Raw genomic sequence first — 20,084 nt, 5'->3', positions numbered from 1 at the left:
AAAACTCCTTCTTCTCCACTCGTAATTTGTATCGGAAGAAGGAGCTTTAATGCGATATAAAGGCAGTAAATGAATTTATTCTGAAAATAAATCACAAAATATACTATATACCAATAATTTATACCTATACTTGTATCATAATCAGGTTCCGCCTTTGCTTTTCTGAAATCGTCAAGTATCCCTTTCCGCTCAGTTTTTGCATTTCCAGAAGCTAATTTTGTTTTCAAAATAATAGTGAAGTACCTTTTTGAACTTGCATAAACCCCAAGCCCATTAAATACAAAACATCATTTCTTGCAAACAAATGGATTATTTCTCGTTGTTGGGGCAGCATCCTTTATACAGCGTGTGTAAACAGAATAATTTAATACTAATATATAATACAATGCAAGAAGGAACAGTAAAATTCTTTAACCAGACAAAAGGTTTCGGTTTTATTACACCAGCTGATGGTGGTGAAGACATTTTCGTACATGTTACCGGTCTGATCAATGAAGTACGCGAAAATGATAGCGTAACATTTGATTTGGAAAACGGAAAAAAAGGCATTAATGCCACAAACGTACGTATCGCTTAATTAAGTAGAATAGTCAATCTGGGAGTTGCATGGCGCATCTTCTAAGGACGTGTAGCAGATATCTGCTACACGTTTTTTTTTGTCCATCGATTGCCTCCTATCTACGCCAGGTGTTTCAGATTCAAGCAATTTTTCTAAATGACTATCGGATGTCAGATTTTAGCGTATATTTTTTATTAAATTGGCATTAGAAAACTGATGAGCACGGACCAAGAAACATATCAAAGCTATAGGATACCCGTTCCGGAGGAATTTGAAACGGTATTTTCCCATTTTTACTTTGCAGCGAATACATCAAAAAACACTATTACAAAAACACTGTTACCATCATTTCAGACTATGATGGTGTTTAATTTCGGGACACCGGCCTTACTTATCTCCAAAGAAAAGGCTAAAATCAGCATTGGTAACTGCATTGTACTCGGCCCAGTTAAACAGGCCTTTTCTTACACTTTACTCCCCGGGACACAGCTATTGATCGCCAATTTCAAAGCTGATGCTTTTTATCGTTTTTTTGGTAGACCACACCTTTCCGGGCATCAGACCATGGATCCTGACGAGCTCCTGTTGGACAATTGCTTTCACTATTTATGGCAGCAGCTAAATGAAATCGACGATGTGGCAGAAAAAGTAAAGTTTATCTTAAATTTTTGTAAGCCTTACTTGAGGTCGCAGGATGATGTTGCTGCTCTACTTTTCCATTTTCAATACGGACCACTGAATCCTGTTAAATCTGTTGCTGAGCAAATCGGACACAGCGAAAGAAATATCCAGCTTATCCATAAAAAACATTTTGGATTCAGCGCAAAAGAATTGAGTCGATATGAGCGTTTTATCAAGGCGATTGGATTCATCCAACAGCTAGCCTCGTCAACAGAAAAGGTAAATTGGTTTGAAATAATCGAGGAATGTGGCTATTATGATCAAAGCCAGTTGATTCACGACTTCAAACATTTTATCAATACTTCACCTAAAAAATTTTTAAAATTTCAGCGGGATGTCTGCAGGGCATCTGATGGATAGACCTTTTCGTTTTCTTACAATTTTCCCGATTGCATTCCTGATAGATTTGTTCCATTCAATCAATTAAAAATAAAAAAATGAAACATCTCATCATCTATGCGCACCCAATTGACGGTAGCTTAAACGATCACTTTAAGCAAATTGTTAAAGACACCTTGCTACAAAATGGACAGGAAGTCATCGTAAGAGATCTCTATCAATTAAATTTTAATCCGGTATTGTCTCATGATGATATCAACGGCCAGCGCCGGGGAATTGTGGATCTGGACGTAAAAAGAGAGCAGGACTATATTATCTGGGCCGATGCCATTACTTTTATATATCCCATCTGGTGGACAGGTATGCCTGCCATTATGAAAGGATATATAGACCGTGTATTCAGTTATGGATTTGCCTACAGATATGATGCCGGTGTTCAGAAAGGCCTGCTGACCGGAAAATCCGCATACATTATCAATTCTCACGGTAAATCAATGATGGAATACCAAGAAACCGGGATGGACAAAGCCCTACAATTGACCTCTGATAACGGTATATATAGTTATTGTGGTCTTGAAATCAAGCGGCACTTTTTCTTTGATCGGGCTGACCGTGCAGACGATCATACGGTCAACGCATGGGGATCACAGCTCAGACAGGTCTATTTAGAAAATGAACTAGCTGTTTAAAATAAAAATCTACTGTACTGACTAAATCCGGGAAACAGTGTTGTTTCCCGGATTTTCCGGATTCTTAAGCTTGCATTGCTACACGTCCTTTCGTTTTTCTGAATTCTGTCAGGCTCATTACGTGTGTCTTTTTAAAGAATTTATTCAGATGGCTCTCATCTGAAAAACCAAATTCGGACACAATTTCATTGATCCGCATATCACTAAAAAGAAGTCTATGCTCGATCAATCTCATTTTATAATTTAATATATAATGCTGGATGGTTTCACCACATTGCTTTTTAAAGTAGCTGCCAAGATAACTTTCAGAGAAGCCAAATTTATGAGCGATTGAAGATACTTTTAACAATGCCGGATCATGGATATTTCCCTGAATATAATTAATAATGTCTAACACCCGCTTATCTGTATTGGATGCCACATGGGCTACTCTCATCTTTGAAATGTTCCTTGCCGCAATGACAATCAATGCATTCACATAATGTAAGGTCAGTTCTTCCTGAAAGAGGTCCGGATGATTGATGCCATGGAGAAGCGAGGAAACAATCGAATCAACCAGAATAACATCGGGTTTATTCTGTAAAATGCACCCGGACAAATAGGAAGCCCCATATAATAGACATTCCATCGAATTTATGCTATTCCACTTATAGTCTTTTACGTATCGCTCGCTGAACTTAACGAGCAAAAGTTCTGTATGTTCGATTACTTCCAAGTTATGCTGATCATTTGGTGTAAGGAGGATGAGACTACCTTTGCTGTATGAAGCGGTATTGTTGTTAATCTTAAGAAACCCTTCCCCACAAATGACATATATAATTTGAAAAAAGGAAAACTGGTTATCTTTTAAAGGACAGCTTACCACCTGATGGTATTCCACTTTGACCAATTGATCTATATTCTCTCTTCTCATAACGCAAAAATACCTATTTATCATTAATAAATACTGATTTTTTACAATATTTCTGTTCAAATTTGCTACATCAAAACTTTAGATAGCAATGAAAAAATCAATCTACGTCCTGGCACTGGGTGCATTTGGCATAATTACAACTGAATTTGGAATAGTTGGAATCCTTCCGACAATTAGCCGCGAGTTCGGTGTATCATTAGATACTGCCGGATGGTTACTCAGCGCTTTTGCGATAACGGTGGCGGTTTCGTCACCTTTTATCACTTCCTTCACGACCAAAATAAATCGGAAACTTCTCCTATGTCTGGTTATGAGTATATTTGTCCTTTCAAACTTAATCTCCGCATTTTCTTCAAATTTCACTATGCTGATGGTGGCCCGCATCCTGCCAGCCATATTACATCCGCTATTTTGGAATATCTCTATCGCTATTGCTTTTAAAAATAGCGGAGCAAAGGGTGTTTCTACAGTCATGTTGGGTCTCAGCTTAGCGACTGTCCTTGGAATCCCGTTGACAACCTATGCGGTAGATCTATTTAATAATTGGCAGGCTTCATTTTTCCTTAGCAGCGCGATCAGTCTAATTGCTTTTATAGGTCTGTTGGTTTTTATACCTTCTATTCCTGCAGACAATACAAAATCCACGCAAAATCAGATCGCGGTACTGAAAAGTCCTCTTTTGTGGCTCAACCTGATTTCAACCATTTGTACACTGGCGGCGATGTTTTCCAGTTATACCTATCTTACCGCCTATCTTGAACAAATTACTAAGATGGATGGTGCGCAGATCAGCATTATGTTGCTGTTCTTCGGTGGCATGGGAACGCTAGGAAATTGGCTGATGGGCCTGGCGTTAAACAGAAACGTGCTATTAACAGCGAGATTCTTTTTGGCTTCTTTAATCGCGGTACAGGTACTCGCTTACTACTTAGGCGGAATATTTGCCCCAATGGTCATTATAGTCTCTATCTGGGGAATGATTCATACGGGTGGATTTCTGGTTTCAAATATCCGGACAACTCAGTCGATTCCCCATCACGCTCTTGAATTTGTGAATAGCTTACTTACCTCATCCTTTAATATCGGAATTTCCCTGGGTGCTTTTCTCGGTGGGATAATAAGCGTCTACTATGGTGTACATTATGTTTTATGGGTAAGTATCTTGCTATTAGCGGTAACATTTGCGATGAGTTTTGTCACTTTCCCAAAAACGCAAACGGATGATGAGGAAAATATAGCAACAAAGCTTGCTCCATCGGTCTGTAAACAAGCTTAGGAAATCAGCTCGCATAATAAGCTTAAATAAAAATATCCCTTTTGCTGGGAAGGGATATTTTTATTTAAGTACCACCAGCTTCTTGATGTATCACTTCAAAGTTATTCTGAGCAACCGGCAAAAAGTGGCTTTATATACTATACAGTATAAATTTCCTTTTCATAACAATTAAATATTCCTTTTCGGAAAGAGACCGTTCCGACAAATTTATATCCTTTTTTAAGATACACGGTATTAGCCTGATTATTTAACGAGAAAGCATCAAAACGTATTGATTTATATTGATTTTCCAAAGCATATTGTTCGGCGTAACGAATCATTTGGCTCGAAATCCCTTTCCCTTGCGCCGAAGGCTTTACGTATAAACGATGAATTACAAGAAAAGGAACCGGGGTTTCCCAGCTCAGATCATTATATTCTTCATCGTGGCGCTCATTAAGTGCCATATATGCGAGTATCTGACCTTGATCGACATAAACAAATCCTTCTTTTCGCTCGATGTCAGCCGCAAGTGTATCCTTATTTGGATACTCCTGATCCCACTGATCAATACCTTGACTAGACATATGTGTTTTTACTTCTTCAAGAACATTGTCCGCTTGGATCAAGTTCGCCGCAGCTGCTCTTACAATCATTTTTTTCTTTAAAAATACTATTTTTCAGCTATAATCCCAATCATGACATCCTTTGCCCGAGAATAAAGGGGCTACCAAAAAGTGAAACTTTAACGCTGTAAGTTTTGTTAATATTTAGTGTATTATAATCAAATTAATGTTATATTTATGTTAATTCTCAAAACAACAATAAATTATGGTTAAGTCTGCAAAAATTCAATCTCCTAAAAAAGAATTAAAAAATAAAGTCATCACTCATTTACAAGATACTATTTCTTACTTACGTGATCATTTCAGCGAAAAGGAATTTAGCAACAGAATTGAAAAGGCTGCCAAATTATTGATTGAGGGTCTTAAAAATAAGACTTTGGCTAAAAATAACAGTACTGCAGCTAAGACGCAGCCTAAAGCTACGCCAAAGAAAACAGCAGCGGCACCGGCTGCTAAAACAACTGTAGCTGAAAACACTGTGGTCAAAGCGGCTCCGGTAGCAGCCAAAGTTGCCAGCACGTCAGCTGAGCCGCAGCCTAAAGCTACGCCAAAGAAAACAACAGCGGCACCGGCTAAAACTACCGCAGCTAAATCAACCGTAGCTGAAAACACTATAGCCAAAGCGGCTCCGGCAGCAGCCAAAGATTCCAGCACGCCAGCTAAGGCGCAGTCTAAAGCTACGCCAAAGAAAACAGCAGCGGCACCGGCTAAAACAACCGCAGCTGAAAACACTGTAGCCAAAGCGGCTCCGGCAGCAGCCAAAGATACCAGCACGCCAGCTAAGGCGCAGCCTAAAGCTACGCCAAAGAAAACAGCAGCAGCAGCGGTTAAAACACCCGCAGCTAAATCAACCGCAAAAAAAGTATAGCAACCAAAGTTGCTCAGAAAAACAGCCGCAGTACGGACTTATAGAACAAGATATGGCGCATTAAGGCACAATTCTAAAAATCGGATACAGTAGGTGTGATTTTTCATAATAATTCGAATGCTTATATACCCAATCCAATTGGGCCTTTCCGTCAGCTGCAAATTTTGGATTACCTGCTTTTTCTTTATCAAAGGCAGATTTTAAATCCTTATTTTCTTTCAAAAGTTTGGCTGCCGTATCTTCAAAAACATAGGCAGAGTAATATTCTTTTTGTCCAAGGATCGCATCAAAAAAATTCCAGTTGAAATAGGAATCCATCGCTTCGGGTTCCAGTGTCTCCATAAGATACTTTACGCCATCCTGATCCAGCGGAACCAAAAAGTCTCCGGCCCTGAACCTCACTTCCTTCATTTCCCTCAACACATCGGTATCATAATGGAGATAATGCCCTTCATAAGGTATAGAAGTCGTCTTGAAATCGTTGATTCGGTATTGTTCCACAACAATGGTAGAATCTCGTTCAATTGCATTCATTCTGATCTGATTGAGCTTCAATAAGTCAATAACTTTCCATTCGGATTGCGGGATTACATAATACTTCGGAATAGTAACTTCCTTGGTTGGAAGGTAGGTATTGTATAGCTTAACCTGTTTTGAGAATTTGGAATTTCGGTCGTACCACAATCTTTTTCCGGAGGAAACATCACTTGGTTTATATTTTGCCTCAAACCCTTTAAAATCAATATTTTCATATTTCGTCGTATCGAGTTTCCATGCAATGGAATATTTGCTTCCGATACTATACTGTTTTAAATTGTCCGCTCTCTTCTGTTGAATAACCTTATGATTTCGCTCAATAAAATCGAGTGTATTTAGCATATAATCATACGTTGCCTTTACACGCTCTTTATAGGGCTTCAACATATGTGTTTCGACCACCGTTCCAATGACGTTGAAAAGACTCGTATAACCTGTGGCATATCTGGGTGAATCCATAAAAACTGGGAAACCAAGATCTGGAACATCATTGTGAATATTGACATAGGGAACAGAAATAAATCCATTTTTTTCAAGATCCTTTAACAGTGTTTTTTGCATTTCGTCATTAAAATAGTCCCCTAAAACTCTCCCCAAGCGTTCCTTGTTGGTCGAGATATAAGTAAACGTATATTGATAATCTGCGCCATTGCTGACATGGTTGTCAATAAAAACATCTGGTTTTATCCATTGAAAAATCTGCTGAAAACTCCGCGAATTTTTCGTGTCTGTTTTGATAAAATCTCTATTGAGATCATAATTTCTTGCGTTTCCACGAAAGCCATATTCTTCGGGTCCATTTTGATTTGCTCTAGAAAACCCGTTGCGATTTAGCATTCCGCTGACGTTATAGCTGGCTATCGCAGCTATAATAACATGCTTAGGTGTTTTTATTCTGCCTGTTGCCAGATCTCTCATAAGCATCATGGTTGCATCAATTCCGTCGGGCTCCCCGGGGTGAATACCATTGTTAATAAACAGTACCGATTTATTTTCTCTTGCTTCCTCCGGGCTTTGTTGCGATGGATTGAATATAACAACATCGATCGGGGCCCGGTTGTCATCTTCTCCCTTTGTTTCATAACTGATTGCGGGAAATTGATTCGCCAATCCCTGATAGAATTTGCGCATTTCCGCAAAAGTCGTCGACTGATTACCATTACCTTTCTCGTACGGTGAAAGGTTTTGAGAATAGCCCGCACTTGAAATCAATAAAAAGAATAGAATTGGAAGTTTTTTCATAAGATCAATTTAATGTTCTAATTTAAAAAAAACTTACTAAAGTCGGTTTCTTTCGATCAGTGCCTGTACCAAAACTTTCTATGATGCACTCCCAAATGGGGATATCCACATTTCTACCCTCGAAAATTTTATTGGAGCTTTCGAGGGTAGATGAAACAGGGCTCATTTTGCCAAGAACTGTTCACTTATAGGGTTTTAACAAGAGAGAGATCTACACCTAAACCCTTGAGCGAAGCAAATGTTAGCTTGTCCATCATTGCCCCGTCGAAACGAATTGTTTGGAGTGTTTTATAATATCTGTTTGTTAAGACAGAACTAGATCGAAATGAGACATTTCTAAATGTCGCTCCCTGAAAAGAAGCACCTGTCAGCGCGACACGATCAAACATTACATCAATAAAGGTCTGTCCATCTAGGTTGATACCGCTCATGTCGCAGGATTTAAATGTCGTACCTTTAAAGGAACAATTTTCAAACACTGCTTTTCTAAGATCAATGGACGTGATCTTAACATTGATCAATGAAGCATCCGTAAAATTTGATTTGGTTAGCTCGGATGCATAGAACTCTGTATCCGTAAGAATAGTCTTATCAAAGCTGGTGTTTGTGAGATTGTTTGCGGAAAACTTGCAGCCTCGCAGATCGGTTTCCTTGAAATGTGCGCCGGATAGATCACTTCCTTTAAAGGTACTACCGTTGAGATCGGCATTCGAAAAATCGGCATTCCGTAAATCACTTCCCAGGAATTTGCGTCTGGGGGCATGAACACCGACAAAATCAGTTCCTGCTAAAGCGCTGCCGCTGAAATCAGTCAGTAGCGGTCGTTCCGTCCCAGTGGCTGGCTCCGAGTCGCTGGTCATTCCTGCTAAGCTACCCTCACCGTTGTAATCCGTAAGTTTTGGAAGCTCCCGGCCCCTCTCCTCCTGGGTACCGTCAGAAAAATAGTCCAGTCCCACAGCAAAAATATCGGCTAGCTGATTGATTGTCATAAAATCAGGGATCGATTCTCCTCGCTCCCATTTTCCGACGGCCTGCGGACTAATAAATAAAAGTCCTGCGAGTTGAGCCTGAGACATGTTTTGTGCTTTTCGGGCATTGGCAATTCTATTGCCCAATATCTTTACGTCCATAATTGTAATTCTGTTTATGTTTGACTCTGCAAAGATACACGGAGCCACGGCCAAATAGGATAAAATAACGGCTACTTCTAGTTGTTATTGCACTACTTATAGTTGCAATTATCAACCCATAGTTGTAAAGCAGCATATACTGCATGGGTTAAAGACAAATCGCTACTACTTCCTGACCTTTTTATCGGTAAGCGCAAATTCTTCCCATAACTTGTTAATTGCTATTTTTGACAACCTTTTTTTGTTTGATGCAATGAGAATACGATACCGAAATGTTACTGAATTGCCCTTTTCCAGTCTAAAATTCAGGACTTCATTTCCCTGGCTAAAAACTTTTTGTCCAAGTGGATTGGCGGCAAATAAGCCATAGCCCCGTGCATGCCAATAAGTCGGATAGCCGACATTGTCCGGATCGTCCATAATCACTATACTAATGGTATCTTTTCCCTTTTGTCCATAAAGCATACACCATTTTCCACGGGAGCCCCAGGCATCGTCTCCTGTTTTATCCTCACTGGTTAGGTATTGACCTGTAACATTATGCTCAGAATTGCCCTTAACTGTCGTCGCTGAACCGTGGATATCTGTAAACTGCCGTTCTTCTTTGGAAGGCAATTCCAGTTCGTGTGCGACACGTAGACCCAATAGCCCATCCTTGACATCGGCAAAAGATACCGCCTCCATCGCAGTAAATGTTGTTGTCCGGTCGATGATGCGAAGATTCGTTGTTGCCGTAAAAGTGAATGCGGTATGTTCTTTCAACAGCACATGTTTTTTGATGTCGCACCAATCTGCCCTGTATTTTATGACACCGGATGTCCCACTTTTAATTTCGGAGATGGCCGTTGTTTTGATCCAGCCATAGTTGTTTTTCTTAATTTCTGGTATGGCAGACGAATTATTCCAAAAATCAAGGCCATTGACACTTTCATAGTTCATCCACAAGCCGATATGATGTGGGTGATCTGTGGGTTCACCCGGACGTGGAGCCAGTGGAAACCCTCGGGTAATAACCTCGCCATTGGCAGCAAAAATCGGATACAATGTCGGTTTTTCCAAATTATCCGGATAGATAAATGCGGTAAAAGGGCTATCATCTGCCGTAACAATAATTTCCTTACGCGCGCTGTCTTGCCGAACAGTTATAAACTGTTTTTTTTGAGCGGAAACCAGGGGTATAATGACCGCTAACAATAGAATAAGTAAGAGTAGTTTTTTCATTTGTCGGATTGATCTGAATTAAATCTGGTTAATATTTGAATGCTTTCCCACCTGCAATCACTTCTTGTCGTTTGTCATCAAAAATAACCTTTTCTCCTGTCCTGTAGGCTGCATTTGCCATAATAACCGCAATTGAATGGTTGTACCCTGCTTCAATTGGCGCATTGGGTTCTTTACGATTACGGACGCATTCCATCCAATTGCGTATATGTGCCATTGTGACAACATCCCCGCCGGTATTCGCCGCCGTACCGACCCGGATATTATTCAAGGTGATATCCGGCAATAAATTTGCCTTCATTCCCATTGCACTAGCGTACGCTTCAGTCAGACCGCCCGTAGCCGATATTTTATTGGTATCCAAATTGAGCGTTCCGCCGTTGCTGTAATAAATTTCCTTCACCTCCTCTCCGTTCAGGACGCCTGAATTTGTCTGTCTGGATTTAAACAATACTTGAAATCCTTTAGTCAGATCGTCTAATGGACCGTAATCAAATACAGCAGTAAAGGTATCCGCATTTTCCCTACCATCTTTCCAAAGGTAATTCCCTCCATTTACTGCTACACTACGGGGGTGCGGGAGACCTGTAAACCAATGCACTGTATCAATCTGATGGCATAACCATTGTCCGGGAATACCAGATGAATAAGGCCAGAACAGTCGATATTCCAGATAATGTCTGGCATTGAAAGGCTCTTCCGCGCGATTGAGCAAAAATCGCTTCCAGTCGGTATCTTCTTCTCTTAGTTTGCCCACTAGATCAGGTCTACGCCATCGTCCCGGCTGATTGACGTTCCAGGTGAGTTCCACCATGACGATATCTCCAAATTTTCCGCTTTTAATAAAATCATTTGCGGCAAAGTAATTTAAACCGCTCCGACGTTGTGAACCGATCTGCACAATCTGTTTGCTATCCTTCACCGCCTTTAATACCGCACGGGCATCTTCCATTGTTTCGGCCAGTGGCTTTTCGACATAAGCATCTTTACCGGCCTTTACCGCTTCTATCGCATGTAGCGCATGCTGAAAATCGGAGGTCGAAACAAATACCGCGTCGACATCCTTGATATCGTACAAGGCCTCATTATTCAGGCAGGGTTTAATGGCATGTCCCAGCTTTTGTTTCCAGAAATCCACGCCTTCCTCCCGACGCAGCTTCCAGATATCGCTTACAGCAATAATATCAAAATTCAGCTCTTTATAGGCCGCAAGAAATGAGGGAGCATGTGCTCCTTTATGTCGATCTGAAAATCCAACCACCCCAATATTAATTCGGTCATTCGCGCCAATAATTCGTCGATAACTTGAAGCACTGAAGGCATGTGTTCCTGTATAGATACCTGCAGTCAACAGCCCAGCTTTTTTTATAAAATCTCTACGTGAATTAATCATTTTTTAAGTTTATCTAAGTTTAGTTACTTACTAAAAGAATATTTTTGATATTTTGTTTTCTTTTGACTACTTATTATCGGTTCAGCAGCAAACAAAAAGCATTTTTTGCGGCTAAAGATCTTTCATTAACATTGCCTCCATACTTCCGGAAAATATTTGCCTACATACAAGTTAACATCTTCCCGATGACTACGATAGCTGCTTCTTTTTTATTTCGGGTTTCTAACGACGGATATCTTTACACCTAAAATATTCGGCAATTCAATTATTTTATGTTAATATAATTTTAGTATTTAACAATATCTGTTTATATTTAACTAGCAATCGCGACAGCAATTAATTAAATGCCAAATGAAAAAAATAATTCAAGAAGGGGAACTAATCACGGTTGGAAGGATGCAAAAAGATCCTTTTATTATGGCTATGGAAGAAAAAACAGCTTGGAAAAAAGAGCTAAAACAGAAAATCCGTAGTTACCTCTTTGCCCGACAGCGACCTTTGATTTACCGGAAAAATGGACAGATGGTTGCTGAATATCAAGATGGAACAATTCAAAGCATCTAAATATGGCAACTATATATATCATAGCCGGCCCACCTAACATCGGTAAAAGTACCTTCGGACCAGACTTTGTTCCTGAGGGCATAAAAATCCTTGATCCCGATCTTATCGTGCAGCGTTATCGCGAGCTCGGCATCAGGAGTGGGTACAAACGATTTGAAAAAATGTTACAGCATGAACTTTCCGCCAACCGGGACTTTGCAATAGAACTCAATTTAGGATTGAGAAAACATTTCGACATGTTGAGAATGGTCAAAGCTTTTCATTCCGATAATAGAATAGAAATATTATTCTTCTACACGGATCATATCGATATTTGTTTGGCCCGGGCACAGGCTCGAAAAGATAACCAGGCCCACCGTAGTATGGAAACTATTGAAGATTTATACATTCGGGCCCTCCCACTGCTCAAACGAAATCTGGATATCTTTGATACGCTAAAGGGTGTGGACGTAAGAGAAAACTCCATAGAGCCTGAAATCATTTTTCATTATCAACAGTCCTCAGCCACTATCGAAGTCTCTAAAGAGCTACCGCGATGGGCAGGTTAATAAAATTAAAAAAATAGTTGTGCTCCAACTGAAAATTATCCTACCTTTGCAATCATCAGATGATATGACTATATGAAAACGGAACACATTGTAAGAAGATCTTTGGCTGAGGAAGTCGCTGCCGCGATTGAAGAAAAAATTAAACTGGGCAATTTCCCGATTGATTCGAAACTCCCCACTGAGCCGGAATTAATGAAACAGTTTGCGGTAGGAAGATCAACAATTCGTGAGGCCGTTAAATATTTAAGTCAATCTGGTTATCTGCATGTACAACAGGGGCTGGGCACTTTTATCAAGAGTGTGACCGGAAATCACGCGCTTGACGCAAAAATTGAAAAGGGTAATTTTAACGATATTTTTGAGGTAAGACATGTCCTGGAACTGAAAATTATTGAAAAAGCAGCAGTAAATCGAACAGAAAAAGGCCTAAAAGATATGAGCCTTGCACTTAAAAATAGAACAAAATATGCGACCGAAGGAAATCTTATTGCTTGTGTGGAAGCAGATATCGCTTTTCATAGCGCTATTGCTGAATCTTGCGGCAATAATATTCTGACAGCCTTATATAATACCTTATCGGCTCACGTGAATAAATTTTTCATGGAAATTTATAAGGATACCTCCCCTTTTCTCGCTTCACAGAAGCAGCATGAGGATTTAATGCAAGCAATTAAAGATAAAAATATCCAGCAGGCTCTTGCGGTGGCAAATCAAATTATCCAACAAAAATAATTTTCTTAACCCTTTGTCCTTTACGATCCCGACAATCAAATAATAATAAATCACGAAACAAAACATCAGATGACCTGATGTATTAATTTATGAAAACAGAATCTTTAAAAGCGGATGGTTCTTGGAATAGTTCCCAGACCGTCTACCCTATCTTATTTGCAATTAGCATTTCCCATTTGTTGAATGATCTTATTCAGTCGGTTATTCCGGCTGTTTATCCGTTACTAAAGTCTAATTATGCACTTAGTTTCACCCAAATTGGTATTATTACCTTAGTGTTTCAGCTGACAGCTTCCATTCTGCAGCCTTTTGTTGGACTTTATACCGACAAAAATCCCACACCAAGATCACTGGCTATTGGCATGTTGTTTTCCTTGGCTGGTTTACTTTGTATTGCCTTCGCCTCCAGTTTTATTTATATCCTGCTTTCAGTGAGCCTGATCGGGATGGGGTCCTCAATTTTTCACCCCGAGGCCTCCCGTGTTGCCCATTTGGCTTCCGGCGGCAAAAAGGGATTGGCGCAGTCAATCTTTCAGGTGGGCGGCAATGCCGGTGGTGCGATCGGGCCGCTTCTTGCCGCATTGATTGTTATCCCCTTTGGTCAACAATATATCGGTGTTTTTGGTGTATTGGCAATTTTAGCCATCTTAATCCTTACCTATGTGGGAAATTGGTATCAATTGCACCTTAGACCGAAATCTACGGTGGCGACACATGGCACTGCACAGATAAAGTCGAACTTTTCCAGATCCAAAATTATCTTTGCGCTGATTATCTTGCTGATTCTCATATTTTCAAAGTATTTCTACATGGCATCCATGACCAGCTACTTTACATTTTATCTGATCGATAAGTTTGGCATTAGTGTACAGGAATCTCAAATTTATCTTTTTGTTTTTCTGGCATCGGTGGCGGTCGGAACAATACTCGGCGGCCCACTGGGCGATCGTTATGGGCGCAAACTGATTATTTGGATTTCAATACTTGGTGCCGCACCTTTTACGTTGCTTTTACCATATGTGGGGCTGACCTTGACCATGCTACTGTCTGTTCTGATCGGACTGATTATATCCTCCGCTTTTTCCGCTATCCTGGTATACGCAACGGAATTGATTCCGGGCAAAGTAGGTATGATCGCAGGGCTCTTCTTTGGACTTGCCTTTGGAATGGGTGGAATAGGCTCTGCCCTTCTGGGATGGCTGGCCGATAAGACCTCCATTGAACATGTGTTCAATATCTGTGCTTACCTTCCCTTAATCGGTATTGCGACCGGGTTATTACCCAACATCGAACGTCATAAAAAGGCATAATAAAAACATCTCTCCGAAAATTTTCGGAGAGATGTTTTGTTTAGCGTTTTAGTATCCAGGATTCTGGATGAGTTTGGTATTCCGATTTATCTCGTCACGATGTAAGGACGTAAAATACATCTTGTCATCCCAATTTCTATTCTCGATTCCGGGATCAATATTACTAACAACGTATTTGTACGTATAACTGCTTGGATCGTATTTATACAGCGTTACTTTCTTGTTGTCCTTCAGTGTGCCGGTGATATTGATGATATTGGCTTTACGCCCAATCGTTTCGGCAGCTATCATCCAGCGTCTTGCATCAAAAAAACGATGTTCTTCATAAGCCAGCTCTATCCTGCGTTCATTGCGATAGCGGTTTTTAAGCGCGGCTCCTGTTTCTTCAATTGCAGGCATTCCCGCTCTAAACCGAATTTTATTTAACCAGGCTTTTGCTTCCGCCTCTTCCCCCAATTCAATACAGGCCTCCACGTAGTTTAGTACAGCTTCAGTATAACGTAACATTGGCCAAGGAACACGCTGTCTTGTATTCTGATCTTCCTGAGCAGGATCGGGATCAACAAACTTACGCATATAATACCCCGTTCTTGAGCCATTCCAATCCTCAACGGGGCTTTTTCTGGTGTCTAAACCAAAATGGGTGACTTTAGCGCCTTCCGCATTAATAATTTCATATTGACCAGTCTGGATCTGATTGCTAGGATCTCTTTTGGTCACATCTGCTGTTCTTGGTTTCCAATCTGCGCCATCGTATAAAATTGTGGCTTTCAGTCTCGGGTCACGATTTTGATAGGGAGCCGAAGCCATGGCAGCGTTTGACCAGTCAAACTTTTTACCGTCATTCGTCTCGTAATCATCTACTAACAATTGTATCGGGGTATTACCCGCCCAGTTATGGTATCCGTTGGGTCCGTTGTCACGTCCTACCCAGCCACCACGTTCGTCTTTTTCGTCAACAAAATAACGACCTAGGATCATATCCCTCGCTGCTCCAGCATCTGCCATTTTGCTTCCACCGCCGAGGGATAGGGCCATATAGTTTGCCGTACCTTCTTCGGCAGAAACTGCGGAGGTCAAATCCAGTTTATAGGCAAAATCGGCCCGGTTCAAAACAGCTTTCGCCGCTTCCTTTGCTCTTGTCCAACGTTCAGTCTGGCTGCCACTGGTATACATCAAATATTCTGGTTTTGTGTAAGCTTTTAAGAGTGCAGATTTGGCACCCGCCTTATTAGCGTCGTGGAGGTCACTCGCGGCATATAATAGCACGCGCGATTTTAATGCCAGCGCGGCGGTTTCACTCGCGCGTCCTTTAGCAGCCTTTGAATCTTTCAAAAGCAGGCTTGCGCTGTCCAGATCATTGACGATGGCATCAACACACTCGGCATAGCTATTTCTCGGCACCATATAATCTTTATCATTCAAGGTATAGATCTTATTATCTATCGGTACAGCACCATAAAAACGCAAAAGCTGTTGATAATAATATCCACGCAAAAAATAAGCCTCACCTAATAATTTATTCGCTTTTGCCTGATCAAACTTGGCCTGTTTCAAATTTGAGATTGCAATATTCGTGGCGCGAATACGCACATACATGCGTCCATATTCGTAGGTATCCATGATGTAACCTTGGTCTGCCGGATTGGAGCGTGCTTCAGTTACGGTATTAATGCCGCGATTTGGATGCGTGAATAATGCCTCGTCTGTCATGGAAGCCATTTCTTGTTCGTAAAAACCACCGACACCAAAACCATTGTATATTTCGACTACGAAAGCTTCAGACAGTCCAGCATCAGACCATACCAATTCATTGGGAACCTCACTCAGTGGCTTTGTATTCACAAAATCGTCATTACAGGACTGGAAACCAGCCGACAACACAAGCAAGAGCAGGGATATATTTGCAATTTTTTTCATTTTATTATCTAATTTATATTTCTGAGAATAAGTTTTCATAGGCCTTTCGTTATTTTGGGAACCCGCATATACAGCAGGAATCCCCTGTAGCCCCTTGTTTATTTTCATCTTCTTTAGCATTTAAAAGGATAACAACACGCCTGCATTAATTAATCTTGCCTGCGGATAATACTGTCCTAATGCATTTACCGCTTCTGGATCGTACATCTTAATTTTGCTCCAGGTGACTAAATTCATACCATTTGCATAGACACGCAATGATCCGATACCGATTTTATCGCAGATTGTCGAAGGAAGGTTATAACCCAATTCCACATTTTTTAGACGTAGATAATCCGTACTCCGCATCCAATAGGTATTGTTATACGAGTAATATTGATTACTGCGATCCGTTAGTCGTGGATATACGCTGCTCGGATTAGTTATGCTCCAACGCTTATCGTAGAATTCCTCAAGAAAATTACCGATGGAGCCCGATTCATCTGTACCAACACGAATCTCTCCACCTGTGGCGCCTTGGAATAAAACGGATAAATCAAAATCCTTATAGCTCAAGCTGAAATTGAATCCACCCTGAAATGTTGGGTCACTATTTTTGTCTCTTCTGACCTTATCATCCGGTGTAATTTTCCCATCACCATCATAGTCTTGATATTTCATATCACCTGGACGTAAAGTCTTTGTGATAGCACTGTAATCAAGTTTATTGGCGGCGATATCCTCCATATCCCGAAATACACCATCATAGATATAATAGATGTCTGTTTTGATCGGTTTTCCCGTGCTTTGTTGCCATGCTGGAGCACCAGGTGCCTCATCCCAGAAAATAATTTTATTCTTCGCATAGCCACCATTAACGCTTACAGTGTATCCAAGCTCGCCCGCCTTACCTTTATACCCCAGATTAAATTCCCAGCCTTTATTATCTACTTTACCAATGTTCTCCGCTGGCAGTGTCATACCAGTACTTTGTGGAACAGAAGCATTTTTCCGCCATAGAATAGAGTTTCTACGATTTTTGAAGATATCAAACTCAAAGTTCAACTTACCCTGTAGAAATTGGAAGTCGAAACCTAAGTTATAATTATTGGCAACCTCCCAAGTGACCATTTCATTTGGTACCCGGCTTTCAAAGAGTGTTTTAGCCAGTTTATCGTCCACAATATAGGTTCCAAATGAATAGGTTGAAAAGTATTGGTATTCTTGTAATTTATCTTCCCAATAAATATTATCATTACCCATTTGACCATAGGACGCACGGATTTTGAAGTAGTTGATGACAGGAATGTTTTCTTTCCAGAAGTTCTCTTCAGATACAACCCAACCGGCCATTGCCCCCGGGAAAAAGCCAAAACGTTCACTCTCTGGGAACATATAAGAGCCGTCATAACGCCAGAGAAACTCTGCAATATATTTACTTTTGTAATTATAGCCAAAACGACCAAAATAATTCAACCTTGCCCGCTTCCAAGCTGCTCCATCATTATTTTTTTCTTGTTCTCCCCCCGCAAAAAGGTAATCGATACTGTTCGATAAAAAGTACCGTCGATAGGCACTAAACTTGTCGTTGTCAATGGTTTCTCGGTTTACACCAGCGATGGCATTTACTTGATGGTCGCCAAATTTTCGGTCAAAACTTAAAATACCGCCTAACAAAATGTTGAGTTGATCCTCGTTGCTTTGATTGAGATTTGGGTCTGCTGGACCACGCCGACCGGCTTGCAACAGGGGTGTCTTGCCATCAGCTTCATAGCCTCCCGGCCAGGAATATAAAGTCCAGGGCGTCACCCATGTTTTTTGATTTTTCACATATTTGTCTACAGAAGCATTTAATGTTAATTTCAGGCCTTCAATCCATGGATTCGTAATATCTACCTGTCCATTTGTTTGGAAATAATAACGTTTATCCCGGTCATATCCAGTCGCATTTGTCGTAATAACCACCGGATTTTCGCCATTCTCGATATCTGGTCCTGGTTTTCCATTAGGCCAAATGGCGGGCTGTGTCGGATTTCCACGCATCAGCATCCGAAAGATCGTACCTGCACTTTTGGTTGGGAAATTGCGGTTTTCCTGCCTACCCAATACACCAAATTGTGTTTTAATATACTGACTTATATTCGCATCCAGATTAATTCTTAGATCATACTGCTTGTAACCGGTTGCAGAATTTTTGTAATAAGCATCTTGATTTTGGTATCCTAATGACAAAAGGTATTTTACGTCTTCCGTACCCCCATTAATTTGAAGATTATGACGTTGTTGAGGTGACCAATCTTTCAATGTGGATTTATACCAATCAGTATTGGGGTGCCCCCAAGGATCAGAACCATCTTTAAACTTTTGGATATCCTCAGGTTTAAAAGGTGCTCCCAAGACAGTACCATCCTTCTTGGTATAAGATCCCTTCCCGTTTAGGTCAGTTAATGCTGCTGACCATTCATCTACCGGAAGATTGTAAATTTCAAGTTCGTTGCGAATTTCAGCAAACTGTGTCGCATCGGTCAATTTGGGAATTACTGTCGGTTGGGAATATCCTTGATTAAAGGTATAAGAAAACTGTGGCTTGCCTGTCTTTCCACGGCGTGTTGTTACAAGAATAACGCCATTTGCAGCTCTTGCACCATAGATTGCGGCCGAAGCATCTTTTAAGACAGAGATATTCTCGATATCCCGAGGATTAAGTCGCTCAATTCCACCTTCACGAGCTGGAACACCATCAATAACGACGAGTGGGCTGCTATTCCCCAACGTATTTGTACCCCGAATCTTGATTGTGGATCCGTCATTTCCAGGCTCCGCACTACCGTTAGTAGCGATTACACCAGGGATTCTTCCAGTCATCGCGTTGGAGACATTTAATGCTGGGGACTGTGCAAGATCACTTCCTTTAACTGTAGCCACCGCACCAGTTACTGTTTCTTTCCGCTGTTTGCCATAACCGACCACAATGACTTCATCGAGACTTGACTGGGAATTTAGCAGTGTTACATCTATGGCTCTTCGTCCATTGACCACTTCATCCATCGTCTGTTTACCAACCATCCTAAAATTGACTGTCCCGTTAGCAGGAACCTTATCCAATTTGTAACGGCCTTCATTGTCGGTTTTGGTAACTAAATTCGTCCCATTGACCGATACAGTAACGCCCGAAATAGGCGATCCCGCCTCATCCCGTACGACACCAGTGACACTTAATTCCTGTTGGAAGAGATTTCCATAATGTGCAAAGCTTGCGGCGTCTACAGATTGAGGGCTTAGCGCTACCAAAGAGCACAACGAGCCAGTCCAAAACGCTCTCTTCCATTGATTTGAGAAATAATGGCAATTAATCATAAAAACTGTTTAATGGTTTAAATTGTATGTTTATTAGTTATTTATTTGCTTCTACAAGACTCTTGGTTTAGAATCTTATCAAAGGCGGTTTATAATTGAATTTTTAATGATATGAAAATACAAAAATAAATAAACAAAGCAAGTGTTATTTTCACACTATTGACAAAAATAAATATAAACAATTGTTTTATAGGTGATTAACTAAACAAACATCTGAAACT

The 20,084-nt window shown here is 40.6% G+C and carries 17 protein-coding genes; 9 read left to right on the top strand and 8 right to left on the bottom strand.

Going from position 1 to position 20,084, the window contains the following annotated elements; genetic code table 11:
- Positions 1–385: 385 nt before the first annotated feature.
- From G6053_RS13345 to G6053_RS13335, 3 genes are all read left to right on the top strand, one after another.
- Positions 386–577: a cold shock domain-containing protein gene (locus G6053_RS13345; RefSeq protein ID WP_104381945.1), complete on the top strand. Its 192-nt coding sequence runs from the start codon at positions 386–388 to the stop codon at positions 575–577.
- 198 nt (positions 578–775) lie between these two features.
- Entirely contained in the window at positions 776–1,600 is an 825-nt protein-coding gene (locus tag G6053_RS13340) for a helix-turn-helix domain-containing protein (RefSeq protein WP_165306735.1), read from the top strand.
- Positions 1,601–1,677: 77 nt separating this feature from the next.
- Positions 1,678–2,268, top strand: coding sequence for an NAD(P)H-dependent oxidoreductase (locus G6053_RS13335; protein ID WP_165306734.1), 591 nt, complete (start codon positions 1,678–1,680; stop codon positions 2,266–2,268).
- 64 nt (positions 2,269–2,332) lie between these two features.
- Here G6053_RS13335 and G6053_RS13330 read toward each other — a convergent pair whose 3' ends face one another.
- Complete coding sequence (locus tag G6053_RS13330; protein ID WP_108631761.1) at positions 2,333–3,181, bottom strand: AraC family transcriptional regulator; 849 nt, start codon at positions 3,179–3,181, stop codon at positions 2,333–2,335.
- Positions 3,182–3,269: 88 nt separating this feature from the next.
- On the opposite strand from G6053_RS13330, the gene G6053_RS13325 reads away from it, so the two are divergent.
- Positions 3,270–4,457, top strand: coding sequence for an MFS transporter (locus G6053_RS13325; protein WP_165306733.1), 1,188 nt, complete (start codon positions 3,270–3,272; stop codon positions 4,455–4,457).
- A gap of 137 nt (positions 4,458–4,594) precedes the next feature.
- On the opposite strand, the gene G6053_RS13320 is transcribed toward G6053_RS13325, so the two are convergent.
- The gene (locus G6053_RS13320; protein ID WP_108631763.1) at positions 4,595–5,092 is read right to left on the bottom strand and encodes a GNAT family N-acetyltransferase; all 498 of its coding nucleotides are present in this window, start codon (positions 5,090–5,092) and stop codon (positions 4,595–4,597) included.
- A gap of 175 nt (positions 5,093–5,267) precedes the next feature.
- Between G6053_RS13320 and G6053_RS13315 the strand changes: the two genes are divergently transcribed.
- Positions 5,268–5,930 (top strand): histone H1, encoded by a 663-nt coding sequence (locus G6053_RS13315; protein ID WP_165306732.1) that lies wholly within the window; start codon positions 5,268–5,270, stop codon positions 5,928–5,930.
- A 60-nt stretch (positions 5,931–5,990) separates the two neighbouring features.
- Here the strand turns inward: G6053_RS13315 and G6053_RS13310 are convergent, their stop codons facing one another.
- The 4 genes from G6053_RS13310 to G6053_RS13295 form a co-directional block, all read right to left on the bottom strand.
- Positions 5,991–7,709 carry a M14 family zinc carboxypeptidase gene (locus G6053_RS13310; protein WP_165306731.1) on the bottom strand — a complete coding sequence of 573 codons (1,719 nt, stop codon included), beginning with the start codon at positions 7,707–7,709 and terminating at the stop codon, positions 5,991–5,993.
- Between the two features lie 185 nt (positions 7,710–7,894).
- Complete coding sequence (locus G6053_RS13305; RefSeq protein ID WP_165306730.1) at positions 7,895–8,839, bottom strand: pentapeptide repeat-containing protein; 945 nt, start codon at positions 8,837–8,839, stop codon at positions 7,895–7,897.
- A gap of 165 nt (positions 8,840–9,004) precedes the next feature.
- Positions 9,005–10,060: a PmoA family protein gene (locus tag G6053_RS13300; protein ID WP_165306729.1), complete on the bottom strand. Its 1,056-nt coding sequence runs from the start codon at positions 10,058–10,060 to the stop codon at positions 9,005–9,007.
- 28 nt (positions 10,061–10,088) lie between these two features.
- Positions 10,089–11,453, bottom strand: coding sequence for a Gfo/Idh/MocA family oxidoreductase (locus G6053_RS13295; RefSeq protein WP_165306728.1), 1,365 nt, complete (start codon positions 11,451–11,453; stop codon positions 10,089–10,091).
- 351 nt (positions 11,454–11,804) lie between these two features.
- Between G6053_RS13295 and G6053_RS13290 the strand changes: the two genes are divergently transcribed.
- From G6053_RS13290 to G6053_RS13275, 4 genes are all read left to right on the top strand, one after another.
- Positions 11,805–12,017: a hypothetical protein gene (locus G6053_RS13290; protein WP_165306727.1), complete on the top strand. Its 213-nt coding sequence runs from the start codon at positions 11,805–11,807 to the stop codon at positions 12,015–12,017.
- A 2-nt stretch (positions 12,018–12,019) separates the two neighbouring features.
- The gene (locus G6053_RS13285; RefSeq protein ID WP_165306726.1) at positions 12,020–12,565 is read left to right on the top strand and encodes a hypothetical protein; all 546 of its coding nucleotides are present in this window, start codon (positions 12,020–12,022) and stop codon (positions 12,563–12,565) included.
- Positions 12,566–12,637: 72 nt separating this feature from the next.
- Positions 12,638–13,297: an FCD domain-containing protein gene (locus tag G6053_RS13280; RefSeq protein WP_108631771.1), complete on the top strand. Its 660-nt coding sequence runs from the start codon at positions 12,638–12,640 to the stop codon at positions 13,295–13,297.
- 89 nt (positions 13,298–13,386) lie between these two features.
- The gene (locus tag G6053_RS13275; protein ID WP_165306725.1) at positions 13,387–14,607 is read left to right on the top strand and encodes an MFS transporter; all 1,221 of its coding nucleotides are present in this window, start codon (positions 13,387–13,389) and stop codon (positions 14,605–14,607) included.
- Between the two features lie 48 nt (positions 14,608–14,655).
- Here G6053_RS13275 and G6053_RS13270 read toward each other — a convergent pair whose 3' ends face one another.
- Both G6053_RS13270 and G6053_RS13265 read right to left on the bottom strand, forming a co-directional pair.
- Positions 14,656–16,635, bottom strand: a complete 1,980-nt coding sequence (locus G6053_RS13270; RefSeq protein WP_241254996.1) for a RagB/SusD family nutrient uptake outer membrane protein — start codon at positions 16,633–16,635, stop codon at positions 14,656–14,658.
- A 12-nt stretch (positions 16,636–16,647) separates the two neighbouring features.
- Complete coding sequence (locus G6053_RS13265; protein WP_165306724.1) at positions 16,648–19,863, bottom strand: TonB-dependent receptor; 3,216 nt, start codon at positions 19,861–19,863, stop codon at positions 16,648–16,650.
- Positions 19,864–20,084 lie beyond the last annotated feature (221 nt).

Origin of the sequence: Sphingobacterium sp. DR205, from assembly GCF_011064245.1 — a bacterium.
Lineage (GTDB): Bacteria > Bacteroidota > Bacteroidia > Sphingobacteriales > Sphingobacteriaceae > Sphingobacterium > Sphingobacterium athyrii.
Note: the sequence above shows the minus strand (reverse complement) of the source record. Positions and strands in the feature narration are given on the sequence as shown.